At 21.6% G+C, this 25,759-nt stretch carries 24 protein-coding genes and 5 tRNA genes; 16 read left to right on the top strand and 13 right to left on the bottom strand.

Annotated elements, in window-relative coordinates; translation table 11 throughout:
* Window positions 1-17: 17 nt before the first annotated feature.
* From hemG to RA161_00665, 4 genes are all read left to right on the top strand, one after another.
* Window positions 18-548, top strand: coding sequence for a menaquinone-dependent protoporphyrinogen IX dehydrogenase (hemG, locus tag RA161_00680; protein WMY97578.1), 531 nt, complete (start codon window positions 18-20; stop codon window positions 546-548).
* A 175-nt stretch (window positions 549-723) separates the two neighbouring features.
* Window positions 724-796 (top strand) — tRNA-Glu (locus tag RA161_00675).
* A 39-nt stretch (window positions 797-835) separates the two neighbouring features.
* Window positions 836-912 (top strand) — tRNA-Asp (locus RA161_00670).
* 11 nt (window positions 913-923) lie between these two features.
* Window positions 924-996: transfer RNA gene (locus RA161_00665), tRNA-Trp, on the top strand.
* A gap of 11 nt (window positions 997-1,007) precedes the next feature.
* Here RA161_00665 and RA161_00660 read toward each other — a convergent pair.
* Window positions 1,008-2,435: an amino acid permease gene (locus RA161_00660; protein ID WMY97577.1), complete on the bottom strand. Its 1,428-nt coding sequence runs from the start codon at window positions 2,433-2,435 to the stop codon at window positions 1,008-1,010.
* 92 nt (window positions 2,436-2,527) lie between these two features.
* Complete coding sequence (cls, locus tag RA161_00655) at window positions 2,528-3,970, bottom strand: cardiolipin synthase (protein WMY97576.1); 1,443 nt, start codon at window positions 3,968-3,970, stop codon at window positions 2,528-2,530.
* A gap of 395 nt (window positions 3,971-4,365) precedes the next feature.
* Here cls and RA161_00650 point away from each other — a divergent pair, with 395 nt between their 5' ends.
* The 4 genes from RA161_00650 (at window position 4,366) to RA161_00635 (ending at window position 6,679) form a co-directional block, all read left to right on the top strand.
* Window positions 4,366-5,769 (top strand): sodium:alanine symporter family protein, encoded by a 1,404-nt coding sequence (locus tag RA161_00650; protein WMY97575.1) that lies wholly within the window; start codon window positions 4,366-4,368, stop codon window positions 5,767-5,769.
* Between the two features lie 55 nt (window positions 5,770-5,824).
* Window positions 5,825-6,391 (top strand): CDP-diacylglycerol--glycerol-3-phosphate 3-phosphatidyltransferase, encoded by a 567-nt coding sequence (gene pgsA / locus RA161_00645; protein ID WMY97574.1) that lies wholly within the window; start codon window positions 5,825-5,827, stop codon window positions 6,389-6,391.
* A gap of 87 nt (window positions 6,392-6,478) precedes the next feature.
* A tRNA-Cys gene (locus RA161_00640) sits at window positions 6,479-6,550 on the top strand.
* A gap of 38 nt (window positions 6,551-6,588) precedes the next feature.
* Window positions 6,589-6,679: transfer RNA gene (locus RA161_00635), tRNA-Leu, on the top strand.
* A 63-nt stretch (window positions 6,680-6,742) separates the two neighbouring features.
* Here the strand turns inward: RA161_00635 and RA161_00630 are convergent.
* The 9 genes from RA161_00630 to dapF form a co-directional block, all read right to left on the bottom strand.
* On the bottom strand, window positions 6,743-8,044 hold the full coding sequence (locus RA161_00630) for an adenylosuccinate synthase (protein ID WMY97573.1): 1,302 nt from the start codon (window positions 8,042-8,044) through the stop codon (window positions 6,743-6,745).
* Between the two features lie 56 nt (window positions 8,045-8,100).
* On the bottom strand, window positions 8,101-9,129 hold the full coding sequence (gene hflC, locus RA161_00625) for a protease modulator HflC (GenBank protein ID WMY97572.1): 1,029 nt from the start codon (window positions 9,127-9,129) through the stop codon (window positions 8,101-8,103).
* A 7-nt stretch (window positions 9,130-9,136) separates the two neighbouring features.
* Entirely contained in the window at window positions 9,137-10,345 is a 1,209-nt protein-coding gene (hflK, locus tag RA161_00620) for an FtsH protease activity modulator HflK (GenBank protein WMY97571.1), read from the bottom strand.
* A gap of 472 nt (window positions 10,346-10,817) precedes the next feature.
* The gene (gene miaA / locus RA161_00615) at window positions 10,818-11,726 is read right to left on the bottom strand and encodes a tRNA (adenosine(37)-N6)-dimethylallyltransferase MiaA (protein WMY97746.1); all 909 of its coding nucleotides are present in this window, start codon (window positions 11,724-11,726) and stop codon (window positions 10,818-10,820) included.
* A gap of 34 nt (window positions 11,727-11,760) precedes the next feature.
* Window positions 11,761-13,428 carry a DNA mismatch repair endonuclease MutL gene (gene mutL / locus RA161_00610; protein ID WMY97570.1) on the bottom strand — a complete coding sequence of 556 codons (1,668 nt, stop codon included), beginning with the start codon at window positions 13,426-13,428 and terminating at the stop codon, window positions 11,761-11,763.
* A gap of 69 nt (window positions 13,429-13,497) precedes the next feature.
* Window positions 13,498-13,977: a tRNA (adenosine(37)-N6)-threonylcarbamoyltransferase complex ATPase subunit type 1 TsaE gene (gene tsaE / locus RA161_00605; GenBank protein ID WMY97569.1), complete on the bottom strand. Its 480-nt coding sequence runs from the start codon at window positions 13,975-13,977 to the stop codon at window positions 13,498-13,500.
* A gap of 95 nt (window positions 13,978-14,072) precedes the next feature.
* Window positions 14,073-15,017: a magnesium/cobalt transporter CorA gene (gene corA / locus RA161_00600; GenBank protein ID WMY97568.1), complete on the bottom strand. Its 945-nt coding sequence runs from the start codon at window positions 15,015-15,017 to the stop codon at window positions 14,073-14,075.
* Between the two features lie 344 nt (window positions 15,018-15,361).
* A complete protein-coding gene (gene yigB / locus RA161_00595) occupies window positions 15,362-16,078 on the bottom strand; it encodes a 5-amino-6-(5-phospho-D-ribitylamino)uracil phosphatase YigB (GenBank protein ID WMY97567.1) in 717 nt (238 codons plus the stop codon).
* A gap of 53 nt (window positions 16,079-16,131) precedes the next feature.
* Window positions 16,132-16,929 carry a diaminopimelate epimerase gene (dapF, locus tag RA161_00590; protein ID WMY97566.1) on the bottom strand — a complete coding sequence of 266 codons (798 nt, stop codon included), beginning with the start codon at window positions 16,927-16,929 and terminating at the stop codon, window positions 16,132-16,134.
* Window positions 16,930-17,241: 312 nt separating this feature from the next.
* Here dapF and rsxA point away from each other — a divergent pair, with 312 nt between their 5' ends.
* The 8 genes from rsxA (at window position 17,242) to folE (ending at window position 23,696) form a co-directional block, all read left to right on the top strand.
* Complete coding sequence (rsxA, locus tag RA161_00585) at window positions 17,242-17,817, top strand: electron transport complex subunit RsxA (GenBank protein WMY97565.1); 576 nt, start codon at window positions 17,242-17,244, stop codon at window positions 17,815-17,817.
* On the top strand, window positions 17,814-18,332 hold the full coding sequence (rsxB, locus tag RA161_00580; GenBank protein ID WMY97564.1) for an electron transport complex subunit RsxB: 519 nt from the start codon (window positions 17,814-17,816) through the stop codon (window positions 18,330-18,332). The genes rsxA and rsxB overlap by 4 nt, the downstream gene beginning before the upstream one ends.
* 194 nt (window positions 18,333-18,526) lie before the next feature.
* On the top strand, window positions 18,527-19,948 hold the full coding sequence (gene rsxC / locus RA161_00575) for an electron transport complex subunit RsxC (protein ID WMY97745.1): 1,422 nt from the start codon (window positions 18,527-18,529) through the stop codon (window positions 19,946-19,948).
* An 89-nt stretch (window positions 19,949-20,037) separates the two neighbouring features.
* Window positions 20,038-21,006, top strand: coding sequence for an RnfABCDGE type electron transport complex subunit D (locus tag RA161_00570; GenBank protein WMY97563.1), 969 nt, complete (start codon window positions 20,038-20,040; stop codon window positions 21,004-21,006).
* Entirely contained in the window at window positions 20,990-21,637 is a 648-nt protein-coding gene (rsxG, locus tag RA161_00565) for an electron transport complex subunit RsxG (protein ID WMY97562.1), read from the top strand. Before RA161_00570 ends, rsxG begins: the two co-directional genes overlap by 17 nt.
* Window positions 21,634-22,257: an electron transport complex subunit RsxE gene (gene rsxE, locus RA161_00560; GenBank protein WMY97561.1), complete on the top strand. Its 624-nt coding sequence runs from the start codon at window positions 21,634-21,636 to the stop codon at window positions 22,255-22,257. Before rsxG ends, rsxE begins: the two co-directional genes overlap by 4 nt.
* A gap of 23 nt (window positions 22,258-22,280) precedes the next feature.
* On the top strand, window positions 22,281-22,937 hold the full coding sequence (nth, locus tag RA161_00555; GenBank protein WMY97560.1) for an endonuclease III: 657 nt from the start codon (window positions 22,281-22,283) through the stop codon (window positions 22,935-22,937).
* A 99-nt stretch (window positions 22,938-23,036) separates the two neighbouring features.
* Window positions 23,037-23,696 carry a GTP cyclohydrolase I FolE gene (folE, locus tag RA161_00550; GenBank protein ID WMY97559.1) on the top strand — a complete coding sequence of 220 codons (660 nt, stop codon included), beginning with the start codon at window positions 23,037-23,039 and terminating at the stop codon, window positions 23,694-23,696.
* A gap of 74 nt (window positions 23,697-23,770) precedes the next feature.
* On the opposite strand, the gene rpoH is transcribed toward folE, so the two are convergent.
* Window positions 23,771-24,625 (bottom strand): RNA polymerase sigma factor RpoH, encoded by an 855-nt coding sequence (gene rpoH, locus RA161_00545; protein ID WMY97558.1) that lies wholly within the window; start codon window positions 24,623-24,625, stop codon window positions 23,771-23,773.
* Window positions 24,626-24,786: 161 nt separating this feature from the next.
* Entirely contained in the window at window positions 24,787-25,743 is a 957-nt protein-coding gene (ftsY, locus tag RA161_00540; protein ID WMY97557.1) for a signal recognition particle-docking protein FtsY, read from the bottom strand.
* Between the last annotated feature and the right edge of the window lie 16 nt (window positions 25,744-25,759).

Genomic DNA, 25,759 nt, shown 5'->3' with positions numbered 1-25,759 from the left:
ATTAAAGACAATAAATAATGAATTTTTTATTAATGTATTCTGGAAAAAATGGTCAAACGAAAAAAATTATATTAAATATTTATAAATATTTAATAAATAAAGAAAAAAAATGTAAAATAAAAAAAATAACTTTTAACGAAAATAAAGATAAAAAATTATTGCTTTATGATAAAATCGTCATAGGAGCTGCTGTCTATTATGGTAATTTTCAATACAGTTTTTTAAAGTATATTAATCAAAACGTACGCTATCTAAACAACATACCTACTGCTTTTTTTGGAGTGAATTTACTTGCTAGAAAAAAAGAAAAAAACACAGTTCAAACTAATTTTTATATGAAAAAATTTTTAAAAAATACTTTATGGAAACCTAAAATTATCGATGTATTTGCAGGAAGTTTAAATTTTAAAAATTATAAATGGTATGAAATTTTCATTATTAAAATAATAATGCAAATTTCTGGAAATAAAATTAATATTAATCAAAAATATGAATATACAAATTGGAAAAAAGTTCAAGAATTTTCAAAAAAAGTAGGAGAATTATAGTTTTTATTATAAAAAACTTCTTGATTAATATTACTATTAATATTATATTCGTTTGAATTAAATATTTATTAATTTAATATTCGTTTTATTTAAAAATTAATTAACTTTTTTATGTATTAAATAATACATTTTAAAATATAGATAAATACATTTTTTTGACTGTTATTTATTTACTGTCCCCTTCGTCTAGAGGACTAGGACCTCGCCCTTTCACGGCGGTAACAGGGGTTCAAATCCCCTAGGGGACGAAAATTATTAATTATGTCAACATATAATCAATATATTATGGTGCGGTAGTTCAGTTGGTTAGAATATCGGCCTGTCACGCCGGAGGTCGCGGGTTCAAATCCCGTCCGCACCGCCAATATAAAAAAAAGGGGTGTAATTTAAATGGAAGAATACCGGTCTCCAAAATCGGAAGTTGAGAGTTCGATTCTCTCCACCCCTGAAAAAATATTTTTAAAAGAACTTCATATCTTTATATGATATTATTTTTGTTTTATTAAAAAATTTAAATAAACCCCATATAATTAAAAAAATTAAAATTCCTATTTCGTTAAATAAAAATGTATCCCAAGTCATAGATTTTTTAAATACAAAATAATATTGACCAAGAAATATAAAACAAAATAATATAAAATTGTATATTGTACTAATAGGATAAAATTTATCATAATAGGATAAATTTTTAAGTTTATATCCATTTTGGATATATCCTTTTCTAAATCTATAATGACAAAGCATTATTCCAAACCAAGCAATAAATCCAGTAGTAGCAGATATATTAATTAGATAAGAATATACAATTTGATTTTCTAATAAAGAAAGCAAAATACATAATCCAGAGAATAAAAAAGTGAATATTAAAGAATATTGAGGTACTCCTTTTTTAGATAAAAAGGATAAAAATTTAGGAGCTTTACCTTCACAAGATAAAATATATAATATTCTGGTTGAAGCATACATACCAGAATTACCTGCAGACAACAACACTATTAAAATAATAATATTCATAAAGGATGGAATAAATATTAATCCAGTTTTTTCAAAAATAATTGTAAAAGGACTTACAACTAAATAAGAAGAAGTATAATTTGTTAATAAACGACAATCAGTATGTGGAATAATCAATGTAAGAAAAACAATGGAAATAAAATAAAATAAAAAAATTAATAAAAATATTTTATTAATTGTATTAGCTATAATATTTCTAGAAATTTTAGTTTCTTTAGAAACTAAAATTATTAATTCAATCCCTTGAAAAGAAAAACCAATAAGAATAATGATATTAATCATTGTAGACAATTTATCAAAAATAGATATAGATTCTACTAAAATTTGATTAGAAAATCTCAATTGTTCTTTAATTTGAAAAAAATTTAAAATAATTAATAAACTAATAACAAAAAAAAATATTATTGTAATGATTTTCATTATTGAAAACAAATATTCTATTTTACAAAATCCTTTCGTTGAAAAAAAATTCAAAACAAATATTAAAACAAGAAATATCAAACTCCAAATCCATCCATCGATCATAGGAAACCAATAACGCATCACCAATTGTGCAGAAATTAAATCTATTGCTATAGTAATTACCCAGTTATACCAATAGTTCCATCCTAATGCAAAACCAAATGCTTCATCCACATACTTTGAACCATAAGTAGAAAATGAATTTTTATATAATGAATATGTAGATAGCTCTCCTAAATTATTCATTAAAAAATATACCATTAACCCAAGTAATAAGCATGATATAAAAATAATTCCTGAACTAGGGTAAGATATTACTTTACTAGAAATAATAAATAATCCAGTTCCTATAGAACTTCCAATCGATATAATTTTAAAGTGTTTTATTTTAAATATCTTAGGTAAATTCATGAAATAATTAATTATTTTTAATTTTTTTATACTTTATTCTTTTAATCTTAGTTTGTTTTATATGACAAAACAATAATAAAAAAAATAAATTTCTATAAAAATGGACTAAAAAAATAACAAATTTGTTCTAAAATATAATTCCAAGCTGGTCTTTTTTTCCATTGATTTTTTAAAATTGGAGTTGAATTAGAAAGATAATCGTATTGTACAATATTTAAATGTTTTCCAAAAATTTCGTCTTCAATAATAACTGTAATTTCAAAATTTAACCAAAAACTACGTATATCTAAATTAAAAGAACCAACTAAACTCAATTGATTGTCAACTAAAATACTCTTTGTATGTAACATTCCATTTTTAAATTGATAAATTTTTACTCCAGCTTCTAATAATTCAGTATAAAATGATCGACTAGCCCAATTAACTAAAAAAGAATTTGTTTTTTTTGGAAGAATAATTAAAACTTCTACACCTCTCATAGCTGCAGCACAGAGAGCATATACTAAATAATTAGTAGGAACAAAATAAGGGGTAGTTAAAATTAATTTTCTTTTAGCTGAAAATATTGCTGTAACTAATACTTGTTGAATTAATTTTTTTGAATATCCAGGTCCTGATGTAACTAACTGAATCATATTATTTGTATTTTTTTTTTTAAAAAAATATTTCTTATTTAACAATGAAGTGTATAGTTTTTCGCCAGTTTCCATTTCCCAATCAAAAGCATACATTACACTCAAAACAGAAGAAAATGGACCCTGTATTCTAATTAAAATATCAATCCAAGGACCAATATTTTTTTTTTTTTTAAAAAAATATGGATCAACCATATTCATACTTCCAACATAAGATATATTATGATCAATAATAATCATCTTTTTATGTTGTCTAAAATCAATACGATGAAACAAAAAATAAAAAAAATTTATCTTAAGACATTTGATAATAGTAATACCAGATTTACGCATTTTTTTAAAAAGACTAGTATAAAAAAACATCCAACTTCCAAAAGAATCAATTAAAACTTTACATCTAACTCCACGAATAGATGCATTAATTAAAGCTTCTGATACCTTATTAACTAAACCTCCAACATGCCAAATATAAAAAACCATTTCTATACTATGTGAAGCTGCATCAATATCTCTAATTATATTAGACAACGAAGTTTTATAATTACTTAATAAAGTAATTTTATTTCCTTTGATTCCTAAAGTACCTTGTTCTTTTTTACACAAATTAAATAAAAAATTAAATACACTATTATTAGTTTGATGATTATAAATAAATTTATTAAGTTTTTTTGAATAAAATCTAACTAAAAATTTTTTTCTTTTAACTTTAATATTTTTATTTTTAAAAAAATAAAATTCATTAAAAAATGAATAAATAATTACTCCAACAATAGGAAAAATGTAAATAAAAAAAATCCACATTAAAATATTAGAAACTGATCTTCTCTCAAGAAAAATATGGATAATAATTATAAAAATTATCAAAAAATAAATAAAAAACTCTATCCAATTTAAATACATATATTAATTTATAATTGAGTATGATTAATATGAATAAAAATTTAAAATATTTAAACATTATTAAATACTAATTATAATCCATATTATATATAAATAATATTTTTATGTTTTTTAAATATATAATGTTTATAAAAAAACAAAATCGTTATTTTCGTTTAATGAATTTTAAAAAATATTTTATATAATTTCATGATTCAAATATCATATATATTCTTTAAATAAAGCTCTAATATACCAAAAAAATATTTTTCTAGTTTTATAATTATTAATAGAATATAATGGTGACTATAAAAAATTATCTTTTAAATTTTTAAAAAAATATTTATTTTATATATAAACTTATTTTTAAAATTTATTATTTAAATTATATATCATATTAACATGAGATAAATATTATGACAGAAATAGTAGATAATTTAAATAATATTTTCTGGGGTAAAATACTGATCTATTTATTAATTGGTGTTGGTTTATATTTTACTTTTGGTACAAAATTTATTCAATTTAGACATTTTAGACATATGTTCTCTTTATTAAGAGAAAGTAATAAATCTAATTCTTACGGTATATCTTCATTTCAAGCATTATGTACAACATTAGCTGCAAGAGTTGGCACTGGAAATTTAACTGGAATTGCTATTGCACTGACTGCAGGAGGTCCAGGTGCTATATTTTGGATGTGGATAATAGCAGTAATAGGAATGGCAACATCTTTTATAGAAAACACATTAGCACAATTATATAAAATTAAAGATATAGATGGAAATTATCGAGGTGGTCCTGCATATTATATAAAAAATGGTTTAGATATGCCTTGGCTTGGTGTATTATTTTCTATATTTTTAATACTATCATTTGGTTTAATTTTCAATGCAGTACAATCTAATTCTATAGCACAAGCTGCTTCTTTTGCATTTAAATTTAAGCCACACTACATAGGAATTATATTATCCGTAACTTGTGGAATAATCATATTTGGAGGATTTAAATTTATAGCACGTATTGCAGAATTTGTTGTTCCAATTATGGCTATATCATACTTAACATTAGCAATATGGATTATGATAACTCATATAGCACAATTAAAAGATATTTTTTTATTAATAATTAAAGAAGCTTTTGGATATCAAAAAGCAATAGGAGGTATCATGGGATATACTGTATATCAATCTATGATACAAGGAATACAAAGAGGATTATTTTCTAATGAAGCAGGGATGGGTTCTTCACCAAATGCAGCTGCTGCAGCAACTCCTTATCCACCTCATCCTGCTTCTCAAGGATATATACAAATGTTAGGTGTATTTGTAGATACTATTGTTATTTGTAGCGCAACTGCAATAATAATAATTTTATCTGGTGCTTTAGATACTAATCAATCTATTAGTGGGATTGAATTAACTCAAAAAGCACTTTCTTTAGTCATTGGAGAATGGGGAAAATATTTTATAGCAATTGCTATTTTTTTCTTCGCATTTACATCTATTATAGCAAACTATGCATATGCAGAAAGTAATATGATTTTTTTAGAAAAAAATTATAAAATTAAATTGTATATCCTAAGAATAGGAACCTTAATTATGATTATTTTTGGATCTATCACAGAAATGCCATTTGTATGGAAATTAGCAGATCTTTCAATGGGTTTTATGACTCTAATTAATCTTATCGCTATATTAATGTTATCTAATGTAGCTTTTAAAGTTACACAAGATTATAATGAACAAAAAGAAATGGGAAAATTACCTAAATTTAAAACTAGTAACTATTTTAAAATCAAAAATGATGTATGGAAATAAAATAAAATAATGTGCTAAAAAAAATAATTAAATTAATATAAAAAAATCAAAAGAAATGCAATTAAACCTTTCAACTTATTTAACAATTTTACGTCTTATTTTAACACCTTTTTTAATTATTTTTTTTTATATTCCATTTAGGTGGTCTCCAATTGTGTGTTCATTATTGTTCACAACAGCAGCACTAACTGATTTATTTGATGGATTTTTTGCACGATTACTCAAACAGAAAACAAAATTTGGATCTTTTTTAGATCCAGTAGCAGATAAAATAATCGTTAATATTACTTTAGTTCTTATTACAGAATATTATTCAATTTGGTGGATGACTATACCAACAATAATTATAATTTCACGAGAAATTTTTATTTCTGCATTGAGAGAATGGATAGCAACAGAATTAAACAAAAAAAATATTATTTCTGTTTCTTATATTGGAAAATCTAAAACAACGTTTCAAATGATTTCATTAATAGGGTTACTTTGGCATCCAAATAATATAATTGAAAAAATCTCTATAGCATTATTATATTTTTCAACTATTCTAGCTTTTTTATCCATGTTACAATATACTTTCTCTGGAATAAAATATACAAAAAATAAAATTAAATATTTAAAATAAATAATTTAAAATTATTATTGACTCTTATTTTTAATATCGTAAAATTTAAAAGAATAATGTTTATACTATAAAACATATCAAAAAACTGACGTGTTGGCAGAATGGATTATGCAGCGGACTGCAAATCCGCTTATCCCGGTTCAATTCCGGGACACGTCTTATGTATATATATATTAAACATTTTTTTTAATTAAAAAGCCCAAGTGGTGAAAACTGGTAGACACAAGGGACTTAAAATCCCTCGACTTTTAAACAGTCATGCGGGTTCAAATCCCGCCTTGGGCACCATGACTTAAATTGATCAATATTTAAAAATTAAATTTATATTAAAATATTTATTTTTATCCTGAATTATTTGATAATTCCTAAAATATTAGATAGTATAATTGTTTCCGATCTTTCTGGACCAGTTGAAATAATGCTAATTGGAATTTTAATTAATGTTTCAATTTTACGAATATAATTAATAGCTTCTCTAGGTAATTTATCATATTCTGTTATCCCAGAGGTATTACATTTCCATCCTGGCAAAATTTCATATACAGGAATAATCTCATTCCACTCTTCAATAAAAAACGGAATACGTTCAAAAACTTGTCCATCTTTTTTTTTATAAGCAATACATATTTTAATTTCTTCTAATTCATCTAAAACATCTAATTTAGTTAATGCAAGAAAAGAAAAGGAATTTATTTGTATTGCTCTATTTATTAATACAATATCCAACCATCCTATTCGACGAGCACGTCCAGTAGTAGATCCATATTCTTGACCTTTTTTTCTTAAATATCTACCAATATCATCAAATAACTCAGTTGGGAAAGGTCCATTTCCAACACGAGTAGAATAAGCTTTAAATATTCCTAAAATATTAAGATTATCTGACAATCCCAATCCTGATCCTAAAAAAACTCCACCAACTGTTGTATAAGAAGATGTTACATACGGATAAGTTCCATGTTCAATATCTAATAAAAAACCTTGTGCTCCTTCAAAAATCATAGATTTTCCGTTTCTATTTTCTTTATATAATAAAAGAGCAACATCACGTATCATTTTAATCAAAATTGATCTTGCTTCTATTAATTCATCAAATGTTTTTTTATAATTAATAGGATTAAATTTATAATAATGAACTAATTGAAAATTATGATACTCTATTAAATATTTTAATTTTTTAAAAAAAATCTTTTTATTAATTAAATCTCCAATTCGTAAATTTCTACGTGCAATTTTATCTTCATAAGCTGGACCTATACCTTTGCAAGTCGTCCCAATATTTTTTTTAGATAAAGATTCTCTTGCTTTATCTAAAGCTACATGACAAGGTAAAATTAACGAACAAAAAGGTGAAATATATAAATGTTTATCTACCAGAAAACCAAGATTTTTTAAAGTTTTGATTTCTTTTATTAAAAGACTTGGATTTATTACTACACCATTAGCTATTACATTTTTAACATTCGAATTTAAAATACCAGATGGAACTAAATGGAGAATTATTTTTTTATTATCTACTACTATAGTATGCCCAGCATTATCTCCTCCTTGATATCGAATAACATATTGAAATTTTTTAGCTAATAAATCTACTATTTTTCCTTTTCCTTCATCACCCCATTGCATACCAATAATTACAATATTTTTATTCATTAGATTAACTTATTTTTTAAAAAATATATTAAATATATTTAATGTGACGTTTTTAATTAATTTGTTTTATTAATTAATTTATTCGAAAATTTTATGTAACGAAAAAAATTTATATCTGGATTTAAAACAACAATATCATTATTATTTTTACTAAAACTTTTTTCATAAGCACGTAAACTACGAATAAAAATATAAAAATCAAAATCTTTGCTAAAAGAATCTGCAAACAATTTTGTTACTATCGCATCTGCTTCTCCTTTTAGTTCAATTGCTTTTTTTTGTGCTTCTGCTAATATTTCTATTACCATCCTATCAGCTATTGCATGAATTTTTAATGCTTCTTCTTTTGCTTTAGAATGATATTCACGAATTAAATTTTCACGTTGAATTTTAATATGTTGATAAAAAGAATTTAAAAATTCTTGGGGTACTTCAATTTTTTTTATTTTTATATCTATAATTTTGATTCCTAATTCTTTAATTAAAGAATCAAAAAATATATTAAATAAAGTTAAATTTGTTAATTTAAACATCATATGTTGATTATTTAAATTAATTTTTTGAAAATACATTAAATGATTAGTATTTAAATTAATATTTTTTGTTTTATTATTTAAATTTAAATAATCATTATTTTGATTTATATAAAAATGATTATTGAGATTCAATAATTCATTAAAATTTAATTTTCTAAATTCTGTATAAAAAAAATTTTTTATTCTATTCTTTAATAAATCATCAATATGATACATCCTATTTTCATTAGTAAAATTGTAATATTTTACAAAATCAACTATTTTCCATTTTAAAAAAAAGTCTAAAATAAAATATTTATTATCTCTAGTTAAGTAACGTTCTAATGCAATATCTAAGTTCTGAATACGCGCATCTAATATTTCATGTTCATCCATAAACGGTACTTTAACATGTAATCCAGAACTATAAATAATAGGATTATTATTATTTAATATTTTACCAAAACGTAAAAGCACTGCTTTTTCTGTTGGTTTTACTACAAAAAAAGAAAAATAAACAGTAATAATAAAGGAGATAATAGACAAAAAAAATAGTATTTTTTTACGCATTTGATTTCTATCTCCCTATACGATTTGTATTATCATTAGTTCTAGCATTTTTTCCTCTGGACGGATAAATCCATTCAGGATCTTTTTTTTGATTTATGATATTTTTATTTTTTTGATGATTTAATTCATCCTTTTTAGAAAGGTCTAAATTTTTATTTTGAATATTATTTAAATTAGATGAATCCATAGATAGCACTATTATATTGTCTTTATTAGTAACAAAAATTTTTCTTGAATTTTCTAAAATACGTTCCATTGTTTCAATATACAAACGTTCTCTTGTAATTTGAGGAGATAAATTATATTCTGGCAAAATTTTAGAAAAACCAGCTATTTCTCCTTTAGCTTTAGCAATTAAATTCACTTTATAAGCATTTGCTTCCTCTATTATTTTTTTTGCATTTCCTTTAGAAACCGAAACTACTTCATCATAATAAGATTTAGCTTCAGATATAATATTTTTTTTTTCTGTATGAGCAATTATGACATCATCAAAATATTTTTTCACTGTAATAGGAGGTATAATTTCTTGAAAATTTATATCTAAAATATTTATACCTATTTCATATAATGAAATTATATCTTTTAGCTCTTTTTTAATTTTTTCTTTTATTATTTTTTGATTTATATTTAATATATCTTCAATGTTTATTTGACCAAATGCAGTTGTTAAAATACTGTTAGTTGCTTGAAATAAGCTATAATCTGGTTTTTGTATATTAAATAAATAAAAAATTGGATTTACAATTTTATATTGAATATCCATATTTATATGGATTATATTTTGGTCTGAAGTTAGAATATTACTCTTTACATTTTTGATATATATTCTTTTGATATTAATTGGAATTATTTCTTCTATAAAATTAATTTTCCAATGTAAACCAGAATTTAACATATATTGATATTGACCAAATCTCAAAAGAACTCCTTGTTCATTTTTTTTAATAATACAAAAACCCGTCAAGAACCAAGTCAAAACACAAAACAGTATTATTGAAAATAATACATTTACATTATTTTTTTTTTTTGATTGAAAAGATTGATTTTTTTTTTGAAAATATTCATTTATTGTTTTTAATATTTTTAAAATTTTATTAATAAATTTATTTTTTATAATTAACTTATAGCCTTTTAAGTAAGGATTAGAATCCTTTTTTCTTCCCCATGGATCGTATTTTTGTTTTTTATAACATAAAAAAAGATTCCACTCCATACCATAAACTCCATGTTTATAACTGTATAATTAAAATAAAAAATTGAAAAAATTTATTTAAAACACAAAAATAATATAATATTTATTTAAAATAAAAATATATAAGAATTAAATTAATCTAATAAATATTTTACCATTTTTTATTTATTCATAGATCTGATTAATATATATCTTTATATAAAAAAATTATTAATAAATGAATATACAATTTATGATACTGAAAAAGTAAAAAATCCCTATTCAAAATAAAATAATAATCTTATTTTGAATAGGGACTTTTGTAAAAAAAAAAAATTAAAAAACATATACATATGATATTATAATTTAAAAAAAAAATCAAATTTTATTAAAACAATATTAAATTAATTTATAATATTAAATATATCTAAAAAAAATTATATATTTTAAATTTTCACTTTTTTATAAAACAAGATGTCAAATAATATCTTGCATAAATTAAATCTTTTAGTATTTAAGTTTTGATAATATTTATATGTCTAATAAAATTTGATACTTTTTTAAAAGCTTGATTCATATTTGTATCATCTATAATAAGATCTATATTTTTCCATTTTTTTAACCATGTAATTTGATGCTTTGCTAATGTTTTTGTTGCTAATATAGCCTGATGAATCATTTCATGATATTTCAATTTTCCAGAAAAATACTCCCACATTTGCTTATAACCTACACAACGCATAGAAGGTAAATTATTATGCAAATCTTCTCTTTTATAAAAACTATGAACTTCTTCTTCAAATCCTAAATCTAACATATGCATAAAACGTTTTTTTATTCTATCAAATAATAGACTATTATTTTCTGGAAAAATACAAATTTGTATATAATCATAAAAAGTTTTTTTTTTTACATGATCTTTAATTTTTTTTCCAGTTATAAGAAATATTTCTAATGCACGAGTTAATCGATAAACATCATTAGGATGAATTTTAGAAACATATTGAAAATCAATTTTTTTTAAATATTGATATATTACATTCCAACCAAAATAATCTGCATATTTTTTAATTCTTAATCGAATATCATCATTTTTTTCTGGTAATAAATATAATCCTTCTAATAAGACTTTAAAATATAACATACTTCCACCAACAAGCAATGGTATTCTATTCATTCGAACAATTTTTTCTATTTCTATTAATACATCATGATAAAAATTAGCTACAGAATAATATTGAGAAGGATCTAAAAGATCAATTAATTTATGTGGTGCTATTTTTTGATCCTCTAAAGTCGGTTTTGCAGTCCCTATATCCATTCCTTTATAAATTAAACCTGAATCTACACTGACAATACTAAATGGAAATATCTGACATAATTTAATTGCTAAATCTGTTTTTCCAGATGCTGTAGGACCAATAATAAAAACAATTTTTTTTTATCTATTTTTTTATTCATAAGAAAAACTTTTTAAAAATTGATTCAAAATTAATAATTTTAAAAATGTTAGATGGTAAATGTTGAATTAAATCAGGATTAGTTAATTCAACATTTACTAATAATTTTTTTACTTCAATAATAGTCCAAAATTTTTTTTTATTAATTATTTTATTTAATATGAAAAAAATAAATTTTTTTCTATCATAAAAAGGAAATTCATAAAAATATTCTAAAATTTCTATAAAAAGTGTTATTAAATTTAAATTTCTAAAAGAACGTATTACACTAATAATTTTTATATTATTATTATTAATTAATAATACTTTAAAACCTAAATAAGATATAAAGTATCTCACTTTATGAAAAGTTTTTAAATTTTTGTTTGATAAAACAAATACAGGAATAAAAACCAATTCAAATTTAGATTTTTTATAATCTAATTCTAATAAATATTTCTTTAAAAAAAAATTCAACTTATCTAAAGAAATTAAAACAATTTTATATAAATATTGAATTAATGCAAATTTTTTTTTATATATCATCAATATTTTAATATTCCATTTTCTTTTCGAAAAATTTAAAATTGTTTTATTTTTTAGATCTTTTTCATCAAATAAATTTGATTTTTCTAATTCATTTTTAAAATTTTTTTGATGAATATCACTTATTAAAAAGTGCTTTTTTGATTGTAAATTAAATCCTAAAAAAATTGATTGAAAAATAAAATCATAAACTATTTTTTTTTTTAGAAAGCGAATTTTTTTTTTTGAAGGATGAATATTAAAATCAATTTCACTAGGATTAATATATAAATACAATATATAATCAATTTTACTATTTGAAAAACGTTTAAGATGAATTATTTTTCGAATAATGTAATTAATAAAATAATTTTCTACTATTCTATTATTAACGTAAAAAAATTGTATTTCTCCAATTTTTGTATAATTTTCATTTGAAATCCATCCTTCTATTGAAATATTATCTTTATTTTGAAATATTCTATATGATTTCTTTAAAAAATATTTTCCAAATATTTGAGATATTCTAATTTTCTTAGAATCAATATCATTTGCACAAAAATAATGTCTACATAATTTATCATTATTAAAAAAATTTATTGTAATATTATAATATGATAAAGCTATTTTTTTAATTAATTGATCTATATAAATAAATTCAGACTTACTAGATCTCAAAAATTTTTTACGTACAGGAATATTATAAAAGAGATCTAGTATTTCTACTGTAGTTCCAATAGGATGTGCTATTGGCTTTAAATTAAAATCTAAATAAGAACCTTCAGAATATAATGCCCATCCCATTTTTTGATTGTAAGTTTTTGATTTAATTATAAAACGAGATACACTACAAATGCTAGATAATGCTTCTCCTCTAAACCCAAAACTTTTTAAATTTTCTAAATCTTTTAAAAAACATATTTTACTAGTATAATAAGGAAAAATAGATAATTTTAAATCATCTTTAGAAATACCATTTCCATTATCACTAACTCGAATATTTTTTTTACCGCCATCTTGAATAAAAATATTAATAATAGTTGAATTTGCATCAATACTATTCTCAACTAATTCTTTCACAACTGATGCTGGACGATCAATTACTTCTCCAGCAGCAATTTGATTTATAACTTCTGGAGACAATTTTTTTATTTTTGACATTATCTAATTAATTATATATTTCTTTAAAATAAGATTTAAATTTTCTGTTTTTATTTTTTTAAATAATCATTATTTATCCATTAATTTTTTTTTAGAAATTATATTTAACTTTTGATTTAAAAAAAATAAAGAAATCATCCTCCTATCTTCATTAAGATAGGATAAATAAATTTTTATATCAGGTAAACTTAAAAAGTTTTCCCCTTTTTCTGCCCATTCAATTAAAAAAATAAAATTTTGATAAAAAAAATCTTGTATTCCTAATAATTCAATTTCTTTAAAAGAATTGACGCGATAAAAATCAAAATGATATACGTTGTATTGTTTTAAAAAATATGATTCTAATAATGTGTAACTCGGACTTTTAACAACACCAGTATAACCTAAACCTCTTAAAAAACCACGAATAAAAGTAGTTTTACCACTGCCCAAATCACCATAAAAATATAAAATATACTTATCAATTTTACTTTTAATAATTTTACCTAAATTATAACCTACAAACATAGTTTCTTTTTCTTTATTTAAGAGAAAAACTATTTTTTTCATTTTATTAAATCCCACTAACAATTCATTCCATATAATTTTATTTAAAAAATATATACTTATGTATCAATTTAAAAAAATATCGAAATGATTATTCATCATAACCAATTTTTTCGTTTAAAATATAAATAAGGTGCTAAACCAGCAATAATCATTAATAATATTCCTGCTGGATATCCAAAATGCCAATTTAATTCTGGCATAAATTTGAAATTCATTCCATAACTTGATGCTACTAGTGTAGGAGGTAAAAAAATTACAGATACAACTGAAAAAATTTTAATAATTCTATTTTGTTCAATATTAATTAATCCCATTGCAGCTTGCATTAAAAAATTTACCTTCTGAAAAAGAGATTCATTATGAGGTAATAAAGATTCTATATCACGTAAAATATCTCTTGCTTGATCTAATTGACTTGATGGTAATTCAGAACGACGAATCAAAAAATTTAATGCTCTTTGACTATCCATTAAACACAATCTTACTTTCCAACTAATATCTTCTTGCTCAGCAAGATGGGATAATGCAGTATCTAATTCATTACCCTGCTTCCCATCTAAAATTACTCTACTTAACGATTCTAAAATAGAATATATATTCTCTATAATATTAGCTAATTGTTCTATTTTAATTTCAAATAAATCTAAAAATAATTCATATGCATTGCCATGAATATATCTTTGATTTCTTGATCTTATTCTATATAAACGAAATTCTGGCAATTCAAATTCTCTTAATGTATATAAACGAGAATTTTGAAATGTAAAAGCAACTGTTGTATTTCCAGCATGAGATTCGAGATCTTCATAATAAAAAAAAGAATGAATATGTAATCCATCTTTATCTTTAAAGAAACGTGCAGATGCCTCTATGTCAGTTAATTCTATGGGACTAACTAATAATTGTCCTAATTCTGTTTGTATTCTTTTTCTATCTTCTTCATTAGGAGATATTAAATCTACCCATATAGATTCAGACAATTTTGTATTGTCATTTATCTTAGATAAAGATTCATTATCTAATTTAAAAGCTAACAACATATTTTGATTCCTTCTTTGAAGGGGTTTTAAAACATTTTTTAAAATTAATTATAATGATATATTAATTTTAAAACATTTATTTTTTACAAAAATTTAAAATAAAAACATCAATTTTTATAAATTAAAACTAATGTTTTTAATATCTAAAAATAAATATATCTTAAATTATACTAACCAAATAAATATTTTTTTAAAAAAGTAAAACTTTGAATAAAGTTAAAATATTATTAATAAATAATTTGTGATATTTGAAATTTATTTCAAATTAAATTGTTTAATATTTTTTTATTCTTAATAATATTAATTTGAATATTTATTTCAGATTAAAATAAATTTAAAAAATATTATATCAATGCAATTAAGGAAGCTAAACATTTAATTTCAACATGAGGAAATTTATTAGAAATTTTATTATAAGATAAAATCTTTTTTCTACTATTTAACCAACATGCTTGCATACCACTATCTAGTGCTCCTTGAATATCTGTATCTAAACTATCTCCTACATGCAAAATACTATGAATTTTAATATTGAATTTTTGACTAGCACAATAATACATATCACTAAATGGTTTAGCACGCCCATCTTTTCCTGCTTGTAAAACAAATTGAAAATAATTACCTAAACCGAAAACAGAAGGATTGGCATTTCCGTTAGTAATCACTGCTAATGGTATTTTTTTAGATAAGTAAGATAAAATCTTATGCGTAAATTTTGGTATATTAATTTGACTTCTCCAATATAAAAAATAAGATATAATCTTGTTTGCTCCTAAAATTGCATGATTATAACTATATCCATAATGCAAAAGTAACAATTTTGCTGCTAACCATCTCCAATATGTCACATTATGATAAATATCAGGATATTTTTTTAAAATAATAGTTTGATACATTTTAAAATCATTAAATTGAAATGTACTAAATCTTATGTCATAAGATCGAATAAAATTTAATAACTCTTTTTCTGTCTTATCCATTACTGGTTTATTATCATATAATGTATCATCTAAATCAAAAGTAATTGCTGAAATTGGCGTTAACTTACGATAAATATACATAAATCTTCCATTTTTTATTAAAAAAACATAAAAAATATTTACTTTTAAAAATATTATATATTTATATTACCATCAAATACATGCGTTGCTGAACCTCTTAAATAAATTGGATTTTTTTTCCCTTCCCATGAAACATATAAACTACCTTGAAAAAATTTTACTTCAACATTATTAGATAATAATCTATGTTTTATTCCAACAATAACTGCAGCACATGCTGCAGTACCACATGATTGAGTTTCTCCTACACCATTTTCGTAAACACGAAGACGAATATACTTATAATTAATAATTTCCATAAAACTAAAATTCATATTTTTTAATAATTTATTTTTTTTAAAATTTAAAATCAAATTTTTCATTTTTATATTTTCTACATTATCTACTTGAAATACACAATGAAAATTTCCAATAGAAACTAGATCTAAAAAAAATATTTTCTTACTTTTGATAAAAGTATCATCAAAAAAATGTTTTTCTAAAAATATTGGAAATCCCATATTTGCACAAATATCATTCTTTTTTGTAATATATAATTTAATCGTGTTAAATTTTGTAGTTACCTTTATAATTTTTTTTTTAGTTAATTTTTTTAAATATACAAATTTAGCTAGACAACGTACTCCATTACCGCATTGAAAAGCTTCAAAACCGTTAGAATTAAAAATACGATAATAAAAATCTATTTCATAATTATGAGAAACTTCTACAATAATTAATTGATCAAATCCAATTCCAATATTTCGATTAGATAAAAAAACAATCTCTTGTGAAGTTAAAAAAACATTTTGATTAATTCCATCAATAATTACAAAATCATTACCTAATCCATGCATTTTAGAAAATTGCATTAATTCTTATCCACTATTTAAATTAATTTTAAAAACTTCATATATTAATAATTTTAAATTAAATCATCTTGAATACATATAAAGATTTTTTTTATTTATTAACTCATGAAACAATTCAAAATTGTACAAAAAATATATTTTATATTATTAATTTTCAATAAATATTTACAAATAATCTATATAAAATTAAACTATATCTTAATAATATTAAAAAACATGAAAATATCATTGATATGTTTATAACTTTTCAATAATATCTTTAATTATTCTTTTACTATTTAAAATTATTTGATAATTTATGCATTCAAAAAAATGAAATATTACTTATTATTTATTGAAACAGCTATAGTAAACAATTTTATATTGGTAGAATGTTTAGGATTATGTCCTTTCATTGGAATATCTAAAAATATAAAATCCTCAATCAGTATGGCATTATCTACTATATTTGTGATGACACTTTCTGCTTCAACAATATGGTTAGTTAATAAAGTAATATTAGAACCACTAAATTTATCTTTTATACGTACATTAACTTTTATTTTTATTATTGCTAGTATAGTTCAATTAACTGAAATGATTATTAAAAAAATCAACATTGTTATTTATAAAATATTAGGTGTTTTCCTTCCTTTAATTACTACAAACTGTGCTATATTAAATGTCGTTTTGTTAAACATTAATAGATACTCTAATTTTTTAGAATCTTTATTTTTTTCTTTTTCAGCTTCCTGTGGATTTGCCATAAGCATCATAATATTTGGAGCAATACAACAAAGACTATCAATTACTAATATCCCTCAATTATTTAAAGGTTATCCTATTGTATTTATTACTGCAGGATTAGTTTCTTTATCTTTTATGGGTTTTAAAGGAATAATAAAATGAATCCTATATTCACATCAATATTATTTTTAGGATTACTAGGTTTTTTTTTAGGTAGTATCTTATCTTTAATTTCTTTTTATTGCAAAAGTAATGTAAATCCAATAATTGAAAAAATTAATGATGTTTTACCACAAAGTCAATGTGGACAATGTAGTTATCCTGGATGTCATCCTTATGCAGAATCTATTGTCAATAATAATGAAAAAATTAATAAATGTATTCCAGGAGGGAAAGATGTAATAATAGACATTGAAACAATACTCAATGTTGAATCTAATTCCTCCTATAAAATCGAAAAAAAAACAAAAAAAGTTGCATTTATTAAAGAAGATGATTGTATAGGTTGTAATCAATGTGCAAAAGTCTGTCCTATTGACTCTATTGTTGGTTCTTTTAGATATATGCATACCGTACTATCAGAAATTTGTACAGGTTGTAAAATATGTGTACCAATATGTCCTGTAAATTGTATTGAAATAATACCTAAAAAAAGTTATTCTTCTAAGAAAATTTGATTATTTAAAAATAAATAAATGTTAAATAAAAAAAACATACTTTACAAAATATTAATAAAATTATTGTTTTTTTTTAAAAACAAAATAAAAATAAAAAGACACTGTTTATCAAACAGTATTGAAATTTCTAATTTCAATAAAAAAAAAACTACAAATTATACACTATAAATACACCAAAATTAATAATAATTTCAATAAAAAAATATCAAAAAAAAGTAAATACTATTTTAGTTAAAAAAGGAGATTATGTACTACAAGGACAAAGTTTAATAAAATGTAAAAACTTTGATACTACACCAATACATGCACCAACTTCTGGAGAAATAATCAAAATTGAAAATCTAAATTTTGAAAACTATATACAAAAAAATATATACATTAAATCAGATTACAAAAACCAATTATATCCAACTAAAAATTTGTCTAATTATCATCAATATTCCAGAAAAAAAATTTTATCAAAAATTCAACAATCTGGTATTATTGGATTAGGAGGTTCAGGATATCCAACTGCAAAAAAAATTAAAAATAGTAAAAAAACAAAAATTTTTATTATAAATGCAGTAGAATGTGATCCTTATGTAACAAAAGATCATTGTTTAATACATAATAAAACGAAAGAAATAATTAAAGGGATTTTAATATTTAAATATTTATTAAACCCATCCAAAATATTAATTGGAATAAATGATAATAATAAAAAATCCATATTCTTATTAAAGAAAGAATTAAAAAAATATAAAACAAAAATTGAAATACATATAATAAAAAATTGTTATCCATTTGGAAATGAAAAACAATTAATTGAAATTTTAACTAAAAAACAAGTTCCATCAAATAAATATCCTAATTCTATAGGCATTTTAGTACAAAATATTAATACAATTTTGTCTACTTATAATGCTATTTTTAAAGGTAGACCATTAACACATATTACAATTAGCATATATGGAAATTTAATTAAAAAACCTGGAAATTATTTAGTTCCAATAGGAACACCAATAAATTTTTTATTAAATGAAGTAGGATTGAAAAAAACAGAAATTCAAGATATTATCTTAGATGGATTCTTTATGGGTAAAAAAATTAATAATTTATCTATTCCAATCTTTAAAAATAATCATTCTATTATAGCATTTCAGAAAAACAAAAAAACAAAAAAAAAAATGGAAGAATTACCATGTATTAATTGTAATCTATGTTCACAAGTATGTCCAATAAATTTATTACCACAACATTTATATCGTCTAATTCAACATAAAAAACATAAAGAAACACATCAATATCATTTGTTAGACTGTATAGAATGCAATGCTTGTACTTATGTTTGCCCAAGTCGAATACAACTTGTGAAATATTATAAAAATGAAAAAAAAATAATAAAAAAAAAATTAAAAGAAAAAGAATTTAATTCTCTTACAAAAAAAAGATTTGAAAAAAAACAAAATCGTTTATTAAAAAACGATATTTTTATATCAAAAGAAAAAAATAAATCTATCATTGATGATGATTATATAAATAAAAATTCATCTAACGATAAATATAAAAGTATTGTTAGTAAAGCTATAAAAAGAGCTCGTTTAAAAAAAGTAAATATAAAAATAAAAACAAAATAAATTAAATCTTAATATTGATGAATAATATGTTTTTAATTAAAAAAAAAATCAATACCAATATGATTATGTTTTTTGTATTCATATGTCTAATGCCTGGTATTATAGTACAATCATATTATTTTAGCATCGGTACAATTTATCAAATAACTTTTTCAATTTTTATATCTTTTTTTTGTGAAATTATTGGGATAAAATTATGTAATTATTCTATAAAAAAACATATTAAAAATTATTCTTGGGTTATAACAGCAACATTAATTGCATTAAGTATTCCTCCTTTATCACCTTGGTGGATGGTAGCTTGTGGAACTTTTTTTGCAATCTTCATCGCTAAATATATATACGGAGGTTTAGGTGAAAATATATTTAATCCAGCTATGACTGGATATGCAATATTATTAATTTCATTTCCAATACAAATAGCACAATGGATTAATTTAAAACAATTACAAAACATTGACTTTAACTATGTTGAAATTTTGAAAACTATTTTTATAAAAAATGACTTATTCATTTTATTTATTAAAAATAAATATTCAAATTTAATTGAATTAACACAAGCAACACCATTAGATTTAATTAAAACTAAAATATTTACTGAAACTATGAATAATCAAACAGAATTTATTAATCATAAACAATTTATAAAAAACAACCCTTGGATTTGGATAAATATAGCATACTGTTTTGGAGGTTTATTATTAATATTATTTAAAATAATTAATTGGAGAATACCAACTATTATTTTGGTTATAATTATAACACTTTCTCTAATTTCATGGAATATTAATCCAAATAAATATATGCATCCACTAATTCATATGTTTTCAGGATCAACTATGATTGGTGTTTTTTTTATTGCTACTGATCCAGTGACATCAACAACAAATAAATATGGACTATATATATACACATCTATCATAGGTTTTTTAATATGGATTATAAGAACATATAGTAATTATCCAGATTCAATAGCATTTGCAATATTATTATCAAATAGCTTAGTTCCAATTATTAATTACTATATTTTTCCAAAGACTTATGGACATAAAAAATAATAATTTTAAAAAAAAAATTCAATATAATGCATGTATATTATGCATAATTTGCATTTTTTTTTCTGGTATAATTAGTATTATTTATACTATTACTCAAGAAAAAATTAGAAAAGAATTAATTTCAAAAAAAAAGCACATATTTAGTAAAATTATACCATTAAAATATCTTGATAATAATTTTGAAAAAAATTGTTATAAGTTAAATATTGATATTAAAAAAAATATAATTAACATTAAAATTAATAGCGTTTATTTAGCAAAAAATAAAAATAAAATTATTGCATTTATAATTGAAAGTACAACATATAATGGATATGGAGGACCTATTCAACTAATGATAGCAATAGATATATTTGGTAAAATATTAGGAATACATATTATTGAACATCATGAAACTCCAGGATTAGGAGATAAAATTGATATAAAAATTTCAAATTGGATTACTCAATTCATTAATAAAAAAAATATAAAAAAATGGAAAGTTAAACAACAAAATAGAGAATTTACTCAAATTACAGGAGCAACTATCACAACAAAAGCAGTACTGAACGTCATTCAAGAATCTCTATCTTTTATACAAAAAAATTATAAAAAAATTCCTTTATCTCAAAAATGTAATTCAGAATTATGAATCAAACTTTTATTCATATTAAAGAAAATTGGAAAAAAAATTCAAATATAATTCAAATCTTAGGATTATGTCCATTATTAGCAGTATCATCGTCAATAGTAAATGGATTAAGTTTAGGACTAACAACAGCTTTTGTTTTATTTTTTACAAACATAACTATTTCTTTTTTAAGAAAATACATTTTTAAAGAAATAAGAATTCTTATCTACATTTTTATAATTGCATCTATAGTTTCTATCATAGAAATTTTAATAAAATCATATTTTTTTGAACTTTATCAATCATTAGGAATATTTTTTTCTTTAGTAACAACTAATTGTATTATCATGAATCAAGCTGAAAATTATGCTTCAAAAAATTCTCCTTACTACGTAATAGTAAATTCAATATTTACAGGAATACAAATTATTATACCATTATTAGTATTAGGTTTTTTTAGAGAAATTATTGGTCATGGTACAATATTTTATAATATTGAATTAATTTTTGGAGATTGGTCAAAATGTTTATACATTGAATTAGCACATTTTGAATATCCATTGTTATTTATTATATTTCCACCTGGAGCATTTTTAACATTTGGATTTTTTTTATGCATAAAAAAAATATTAAAAAAATAAAAATATATTAAAATGATACATACATGAACAAAAAAAAAAGAATACTCATTCTAAAACAATTAGAAAAAAATAATCATAAATATAAAAAAAACTCTCTTAAATATCACTCACCATTTGAATTATTAATTTCTGTTATGTTATCAGCTCAATGTACTGATATAAGAGTTAATAAAATTACAAATCGACTTTATAAAATTGCAAATACTCCAGAAAAATTTTTATCTTTAGGAATAAATAAAATTAGATATTTAATTAAATCAATAGGTTTATTTAATAAAAAAGCAAAAAATATTATAGAAATTTCTAAAATTTTAATTAAATATCATAATAGTCAAATTCCAAATAATAGAAAAGAATTAGAATCTTTACCTGGAGTTGGAAGAAAAACTGCAAATATTATTTTAAATACAATATTTAATTTTCCAACTATTGCAGTCGATACACATGTTTTTCGTTTTTGCAAACGCACTAAATTTGTTACTGGAAATAATGTTTTAGAAATTGAAAAAAAATTGATTCAAAAAGTTCCAACAAAATATAAAAAAAATTGTCATTATTTTTTTTTAAATCATGCTCGTTACATTTGCACAGCAAAAAATCCAAAATGCCAATCTTGTATTATTAATAAATTATGCGAATTTAAAAAAAAGAAAACTAATATACATTTATTTTTAAAATAAGATATAATTAATAAACGTAAAAAAATAATTCAAATAAATTGAAATAAAAATCTAAAAATAAAAAATACAAAAAATATTATTTCATTATTGGAGAATTGAATGACATTAAATTTTGAAAAAATTCATTTTATACGTAAAAAATTAGAACAAGAAGGATTAGAAACACCATTCTATCCAAGAAATATCTTAGATAAAAATTCTAAAAAAAAAATAGAAAACTACATATATAAAATTATATGTTTATTAAATCTAGATTTTAATAATAAAGAAATATCTGTTATACCTAAGAGAATAGTAAAAATGTATACTGAAGATATTTTTTTTGGATTAGATTACAATAATTTCCCAAAAATGAATTTTATTGAAAATAAAATGAACATCAATGAAATGATTACAATATCAAATATCACTTTAACCAGTATCTGTGAACATCATTTTTTAATTATTGATGGAAAAGCTACTGTTTCATATATTCCAAAAAATAAAATAATTGGATTATCAAAAATAATAAAAATTGTACATTTTTTTTCTAAACGACCGCAAATACAAGAAAGATTAACAAAACAAATATTGGTTACATTACAAATGATTTTAGAAACAAAAAACGTAGCTGTATTTATTGACGCATTACACTATTGTATTAAAGCTAGAGACATACACGACTCTACTAGTACTACAATAACTAAGTCGTTTGGAGGTATATTTAAATCGAATAATAAAACTAAACAAGAATTTTTAAATTCTGTAACGCGTTTTTAAAAAAATTGTTTTCTATCTTAATCTTATATTATTTTTTATATATTGAAAATAATAAAATTTATTAGAAATATTTTCTAACTTTCCATAACAATACGTAATTTTTGCATAGCATTTTTTTCCAATTGACGTATTCTTTCAGCAGAAATAGAATATTTATTAGCTAAATCTTGCAAAGTTGTTCTATTTTCTTGATCTAACCATCGTGCATGAATAATATCATGACTTCGAGGATCTAATGAAGATAAAGCTCTAATTAATTTATCATTAGAATGATTCTCCCAATTATCAACTTCAATATCGTATGCAAAATCTGAATTTTTATCCTGCAGATATACCACGGCTGGAATTATTGAATTATCATGTATATTATTTATATCAATATCAAATACCATATCCTGAGCAACCATTCTATATTCCATTTCACGAACATCATTTACACTAACACCTAATTCTTTAGCAACCATATTCACTTCATCAGTATTAAACCAACCCATTTTTTTTTTATTTTTTCGTAAATTAAAAAAAAGTTTCCTTTGAGCTTTCGTTGTTGCAACTTTTACTATCCTCCAATTACGCAAAACATATTCATGAATTTCTGCCTTAATCCAATGCACTGCAAATGATACTAAACGAACACCTATATCAGGATTAAAACGACGTACAGATTTCATTAATCCAACATTTCCTTCTTGAATTAAATCGGCTTGTGATAATCCATATCCAGAATAATTTCTTGCAATATGAATTACAAAACGCAAATGAGATAAAATTAAACTTTTTGCTGCTTCTAAATTTCCATTATAATATAAATCTTTTGCATATTTTATTTCTTCTGCTTCTGATAACATATTAAATGAATAAGCTAATCTTATATATGCTTCAAGACTACCTTGTGGTATAGTCAATGATTTTTGAATATTTTTTATCATAGATATCCTCTAAATCAACAAAAAATAATTTATTAAATAATATTTATTTTAGATTGAATCTATTTTAATAGATTCACCATATAATACAATAAATTTAATCTTTATCATTTAAATAATTAAAAAATTACTATTCAACATTTTAAAAATAATAATTGATAAATTTATTCATCATTAAATAATGCTCTAATAAATTCAGTAGCTATAAATTGTCTTAGATCTTCTTTATTTTCACCTATACCAATAAAATAAATTGGAATTCGAAATCGATTAGCAATAGAAAAAATTACTCCTCCTTTAGATGTTCCATCTAATTTAGTTAATATAATCCCTGTTAATCCTAATTGCTTATGAAAAACTTCGACTTGATTAATTGCATTTTGACCTGTATTTGCATCTAATATTAATATTTTTTCGAAAGAAAAAATAAAATTTTGTTTTTCAACGATTCTAACAATCTTTTTTAATTCATCAATTAAGTAAATTTTATTTTGTAATCTACCTGCAGTATCTATTAAAAGAGTATTTATATTTTTTTTCTTCATTTCCAATATTGAATCAAATACTACTGATCCAGGATCAGATCCAATTTTTCCATAAACAATAGGTACATCAATGGTTTTACTCCATAATAGCAATTGATCAATAGCTGCAACTCTAAATGTATCACCTGCAGCTAATAAAATAGATCTCCCTTTTTTTTTAATTCTATACCCTAATTTTCCAATTGTAGTTGTTTTACCCACACCATTTACACCTACTAATAAGACAATAGAAAATTTTTCATTATTTAAAAAAAAAGATTTTTCTACATTTAATAAAATTTTTTCCAATTCATTTTTTATTTTTTCATATAAAAATGTAGTAGATTTAATTTGATTCAAATTAACATAATATTTTAATTTTTTTAATATTTCTTGAGTTGTTTGAATACCAACATCAGAATACAAAAGTTTTTCTTCGATTTCATTAAAAAAATTTACATCAATTTTTTTATTAGTAAAAAAATCAAGACAAGCAACACCGATATTTTTACTAGTATTAATTAATTTTTTTTTCAATTGATACAAAAAATATTTTTTAATATTTTTTTTTTCTTTTTTATTTATAATTTTTGACATATCATTTCCAAAATTT

The sequence above is a fragment of the Arsenophonus sp. genome (assembly GCA_031446085.1).
Lineage (GTDB): Bacteria > Pseudomonadota > Gammaproteobacteria > Enterobacterales > Enterobacteriaceae.
Note: the sequence above shows the minus strand (reverse complement) of the source record. Positions and strands in the feature narration are given on the sequence as shown.

Bases quoted from the DNA above. Each gene is read 5' to 3' on its own strand.
- hemG (WMY97578.1), top strand. From the start codon at position 18: ATGAATTTTTTATTAATGTATTCTGGAAAAAATGGTCAAACGAAAAAA.
- RA161_00660 (WMY97577.1), bottom strand. From the start codon at position 2,435: ATGAATTTACCTAAGATATTTAAAATAAAACACTTTAAAATTATATCG.
- cls (WMY97576.1), bottom strand. From the start codon at position 3,970: ATGTATTTAAATTGGATAGAGTTTTTTATTTATTTTTTGATAATTTTT.
- RA161_00650 (WMY97575.1), top strand. From the start codon at position 4,366: ATGACAGAAATAGTAGATAATTTAAATAATATTTTCTGGGGTAAAATA.
- pgsA (WMY97574.1), top strand. From the start codon at position 5,825: ATGCAATTAAACCTTTCAACTTATTTAACAATTTTACGTCTTATTTTA.
- RA161_00630 (WMY97573.1), bottom strand. From the start codon at position 8,044: ATGAATAAAAATATTGTAATTATTGGTATGCAATGGGGTGATGAAGGA.
- hflC (WMY97572.1), bottom strand. From the start codon at position 9,129: ATGCGTAAAAAAATACTATTTTTTTTGTCTATTATCTCCTTTATTATT.
- hflK (WMY97571.1), bottom strand. From the start codon at position 10,345: ATGGAGTGGAATCTTTTTTTATGTTATAAAAAACAAAAATACGATCCA.
- mutL (WMY97570.1), bottom strand. From the start codon at position 13,428: ATGTCAAAAATAAAAAAATTGTCTCCAGAAGTTATAAATCAAATTGCT.
- tsaE (WMY97569.1), bottom strand. From the start codon at position 13,977: ATGAAAAAAATAGTTTTTCTCTTAAATAAAGAAAAAGAAACTATGTTT.
- corA (WMY97568.1), bottom strand. From the start codon at position 15,017: ATGTTGTTAGCTTTTAAATTAGATAATGAATCTTTATCTAAGATAAAT.
- yigB (WMY97567.1), bottom strand. From the start codon at position 16,078: ATGTATATTTATCGTAAGTTAACGCCAATTTCAGCAATTACTTTTGAT.
- dapF (WMY97566.1), bottom strand. From the start codon at position 16,929: ATGCAATTTTCTAAAATGCATGGATTAGGTAATGATTTTGTAATTATT.
- rsxA (WMY97565.1), top strand. From the start codon at position 17,242: ATGAAATATTACTTATTATTTATTGAAACAGCTATAGTAAACAATTTT.
- rsxB (WMY97564.1), top strand. From the start codon at position 17,814: ATGAATCCTATATTCACATCAATATTATTTTTAGGATTACTAGGTTTT.
- RA161_00570 (WMY97563.1), top strand. From the start codon at position 20,038: ATGCCTGGTATTATAGTACAATCATATTATTTTAGCATCGGTACAATT.
- rsxG (WMY97562.1), top strand. From the start codon at position 20,990: ATGGACATAAAAAATAATAATTTTAAAAAAAAAATTCAATATAATGCA.
- rsxE (WMY97561.1), top strand. From the start codon at position 21,634: ATGAATCAAACTTTTATTCATATTAAAGAAAATTGGAAAAAAAATTCA.
- nth (WMY97560.1), top strand. From the start codon at position 22,281: ATGAACAAAAAAAAAAGAATACTCATTCTAAAACAATTAGAAAAAAAT.
- folE (WMY97559.1), top strand. From the start codon at position 23,037: ATGACATTAAATTTTGAAAAAATTCATTTTATACGTAAAAAATTAGAA.
- rpoH (WMY97558.1), bottom strand. From the start codon at position 24,625: ATGATAAAAAATATTCAAAAATCATTGACTATACCACAAGGTAGTCTT.
- ftsY (WMY97557.1), bottom strand. From the start codon at position 25,743: ATGTCAAAAATTATAAATAAAAAAGAAAAAAAAAATATTAAAAAATAT.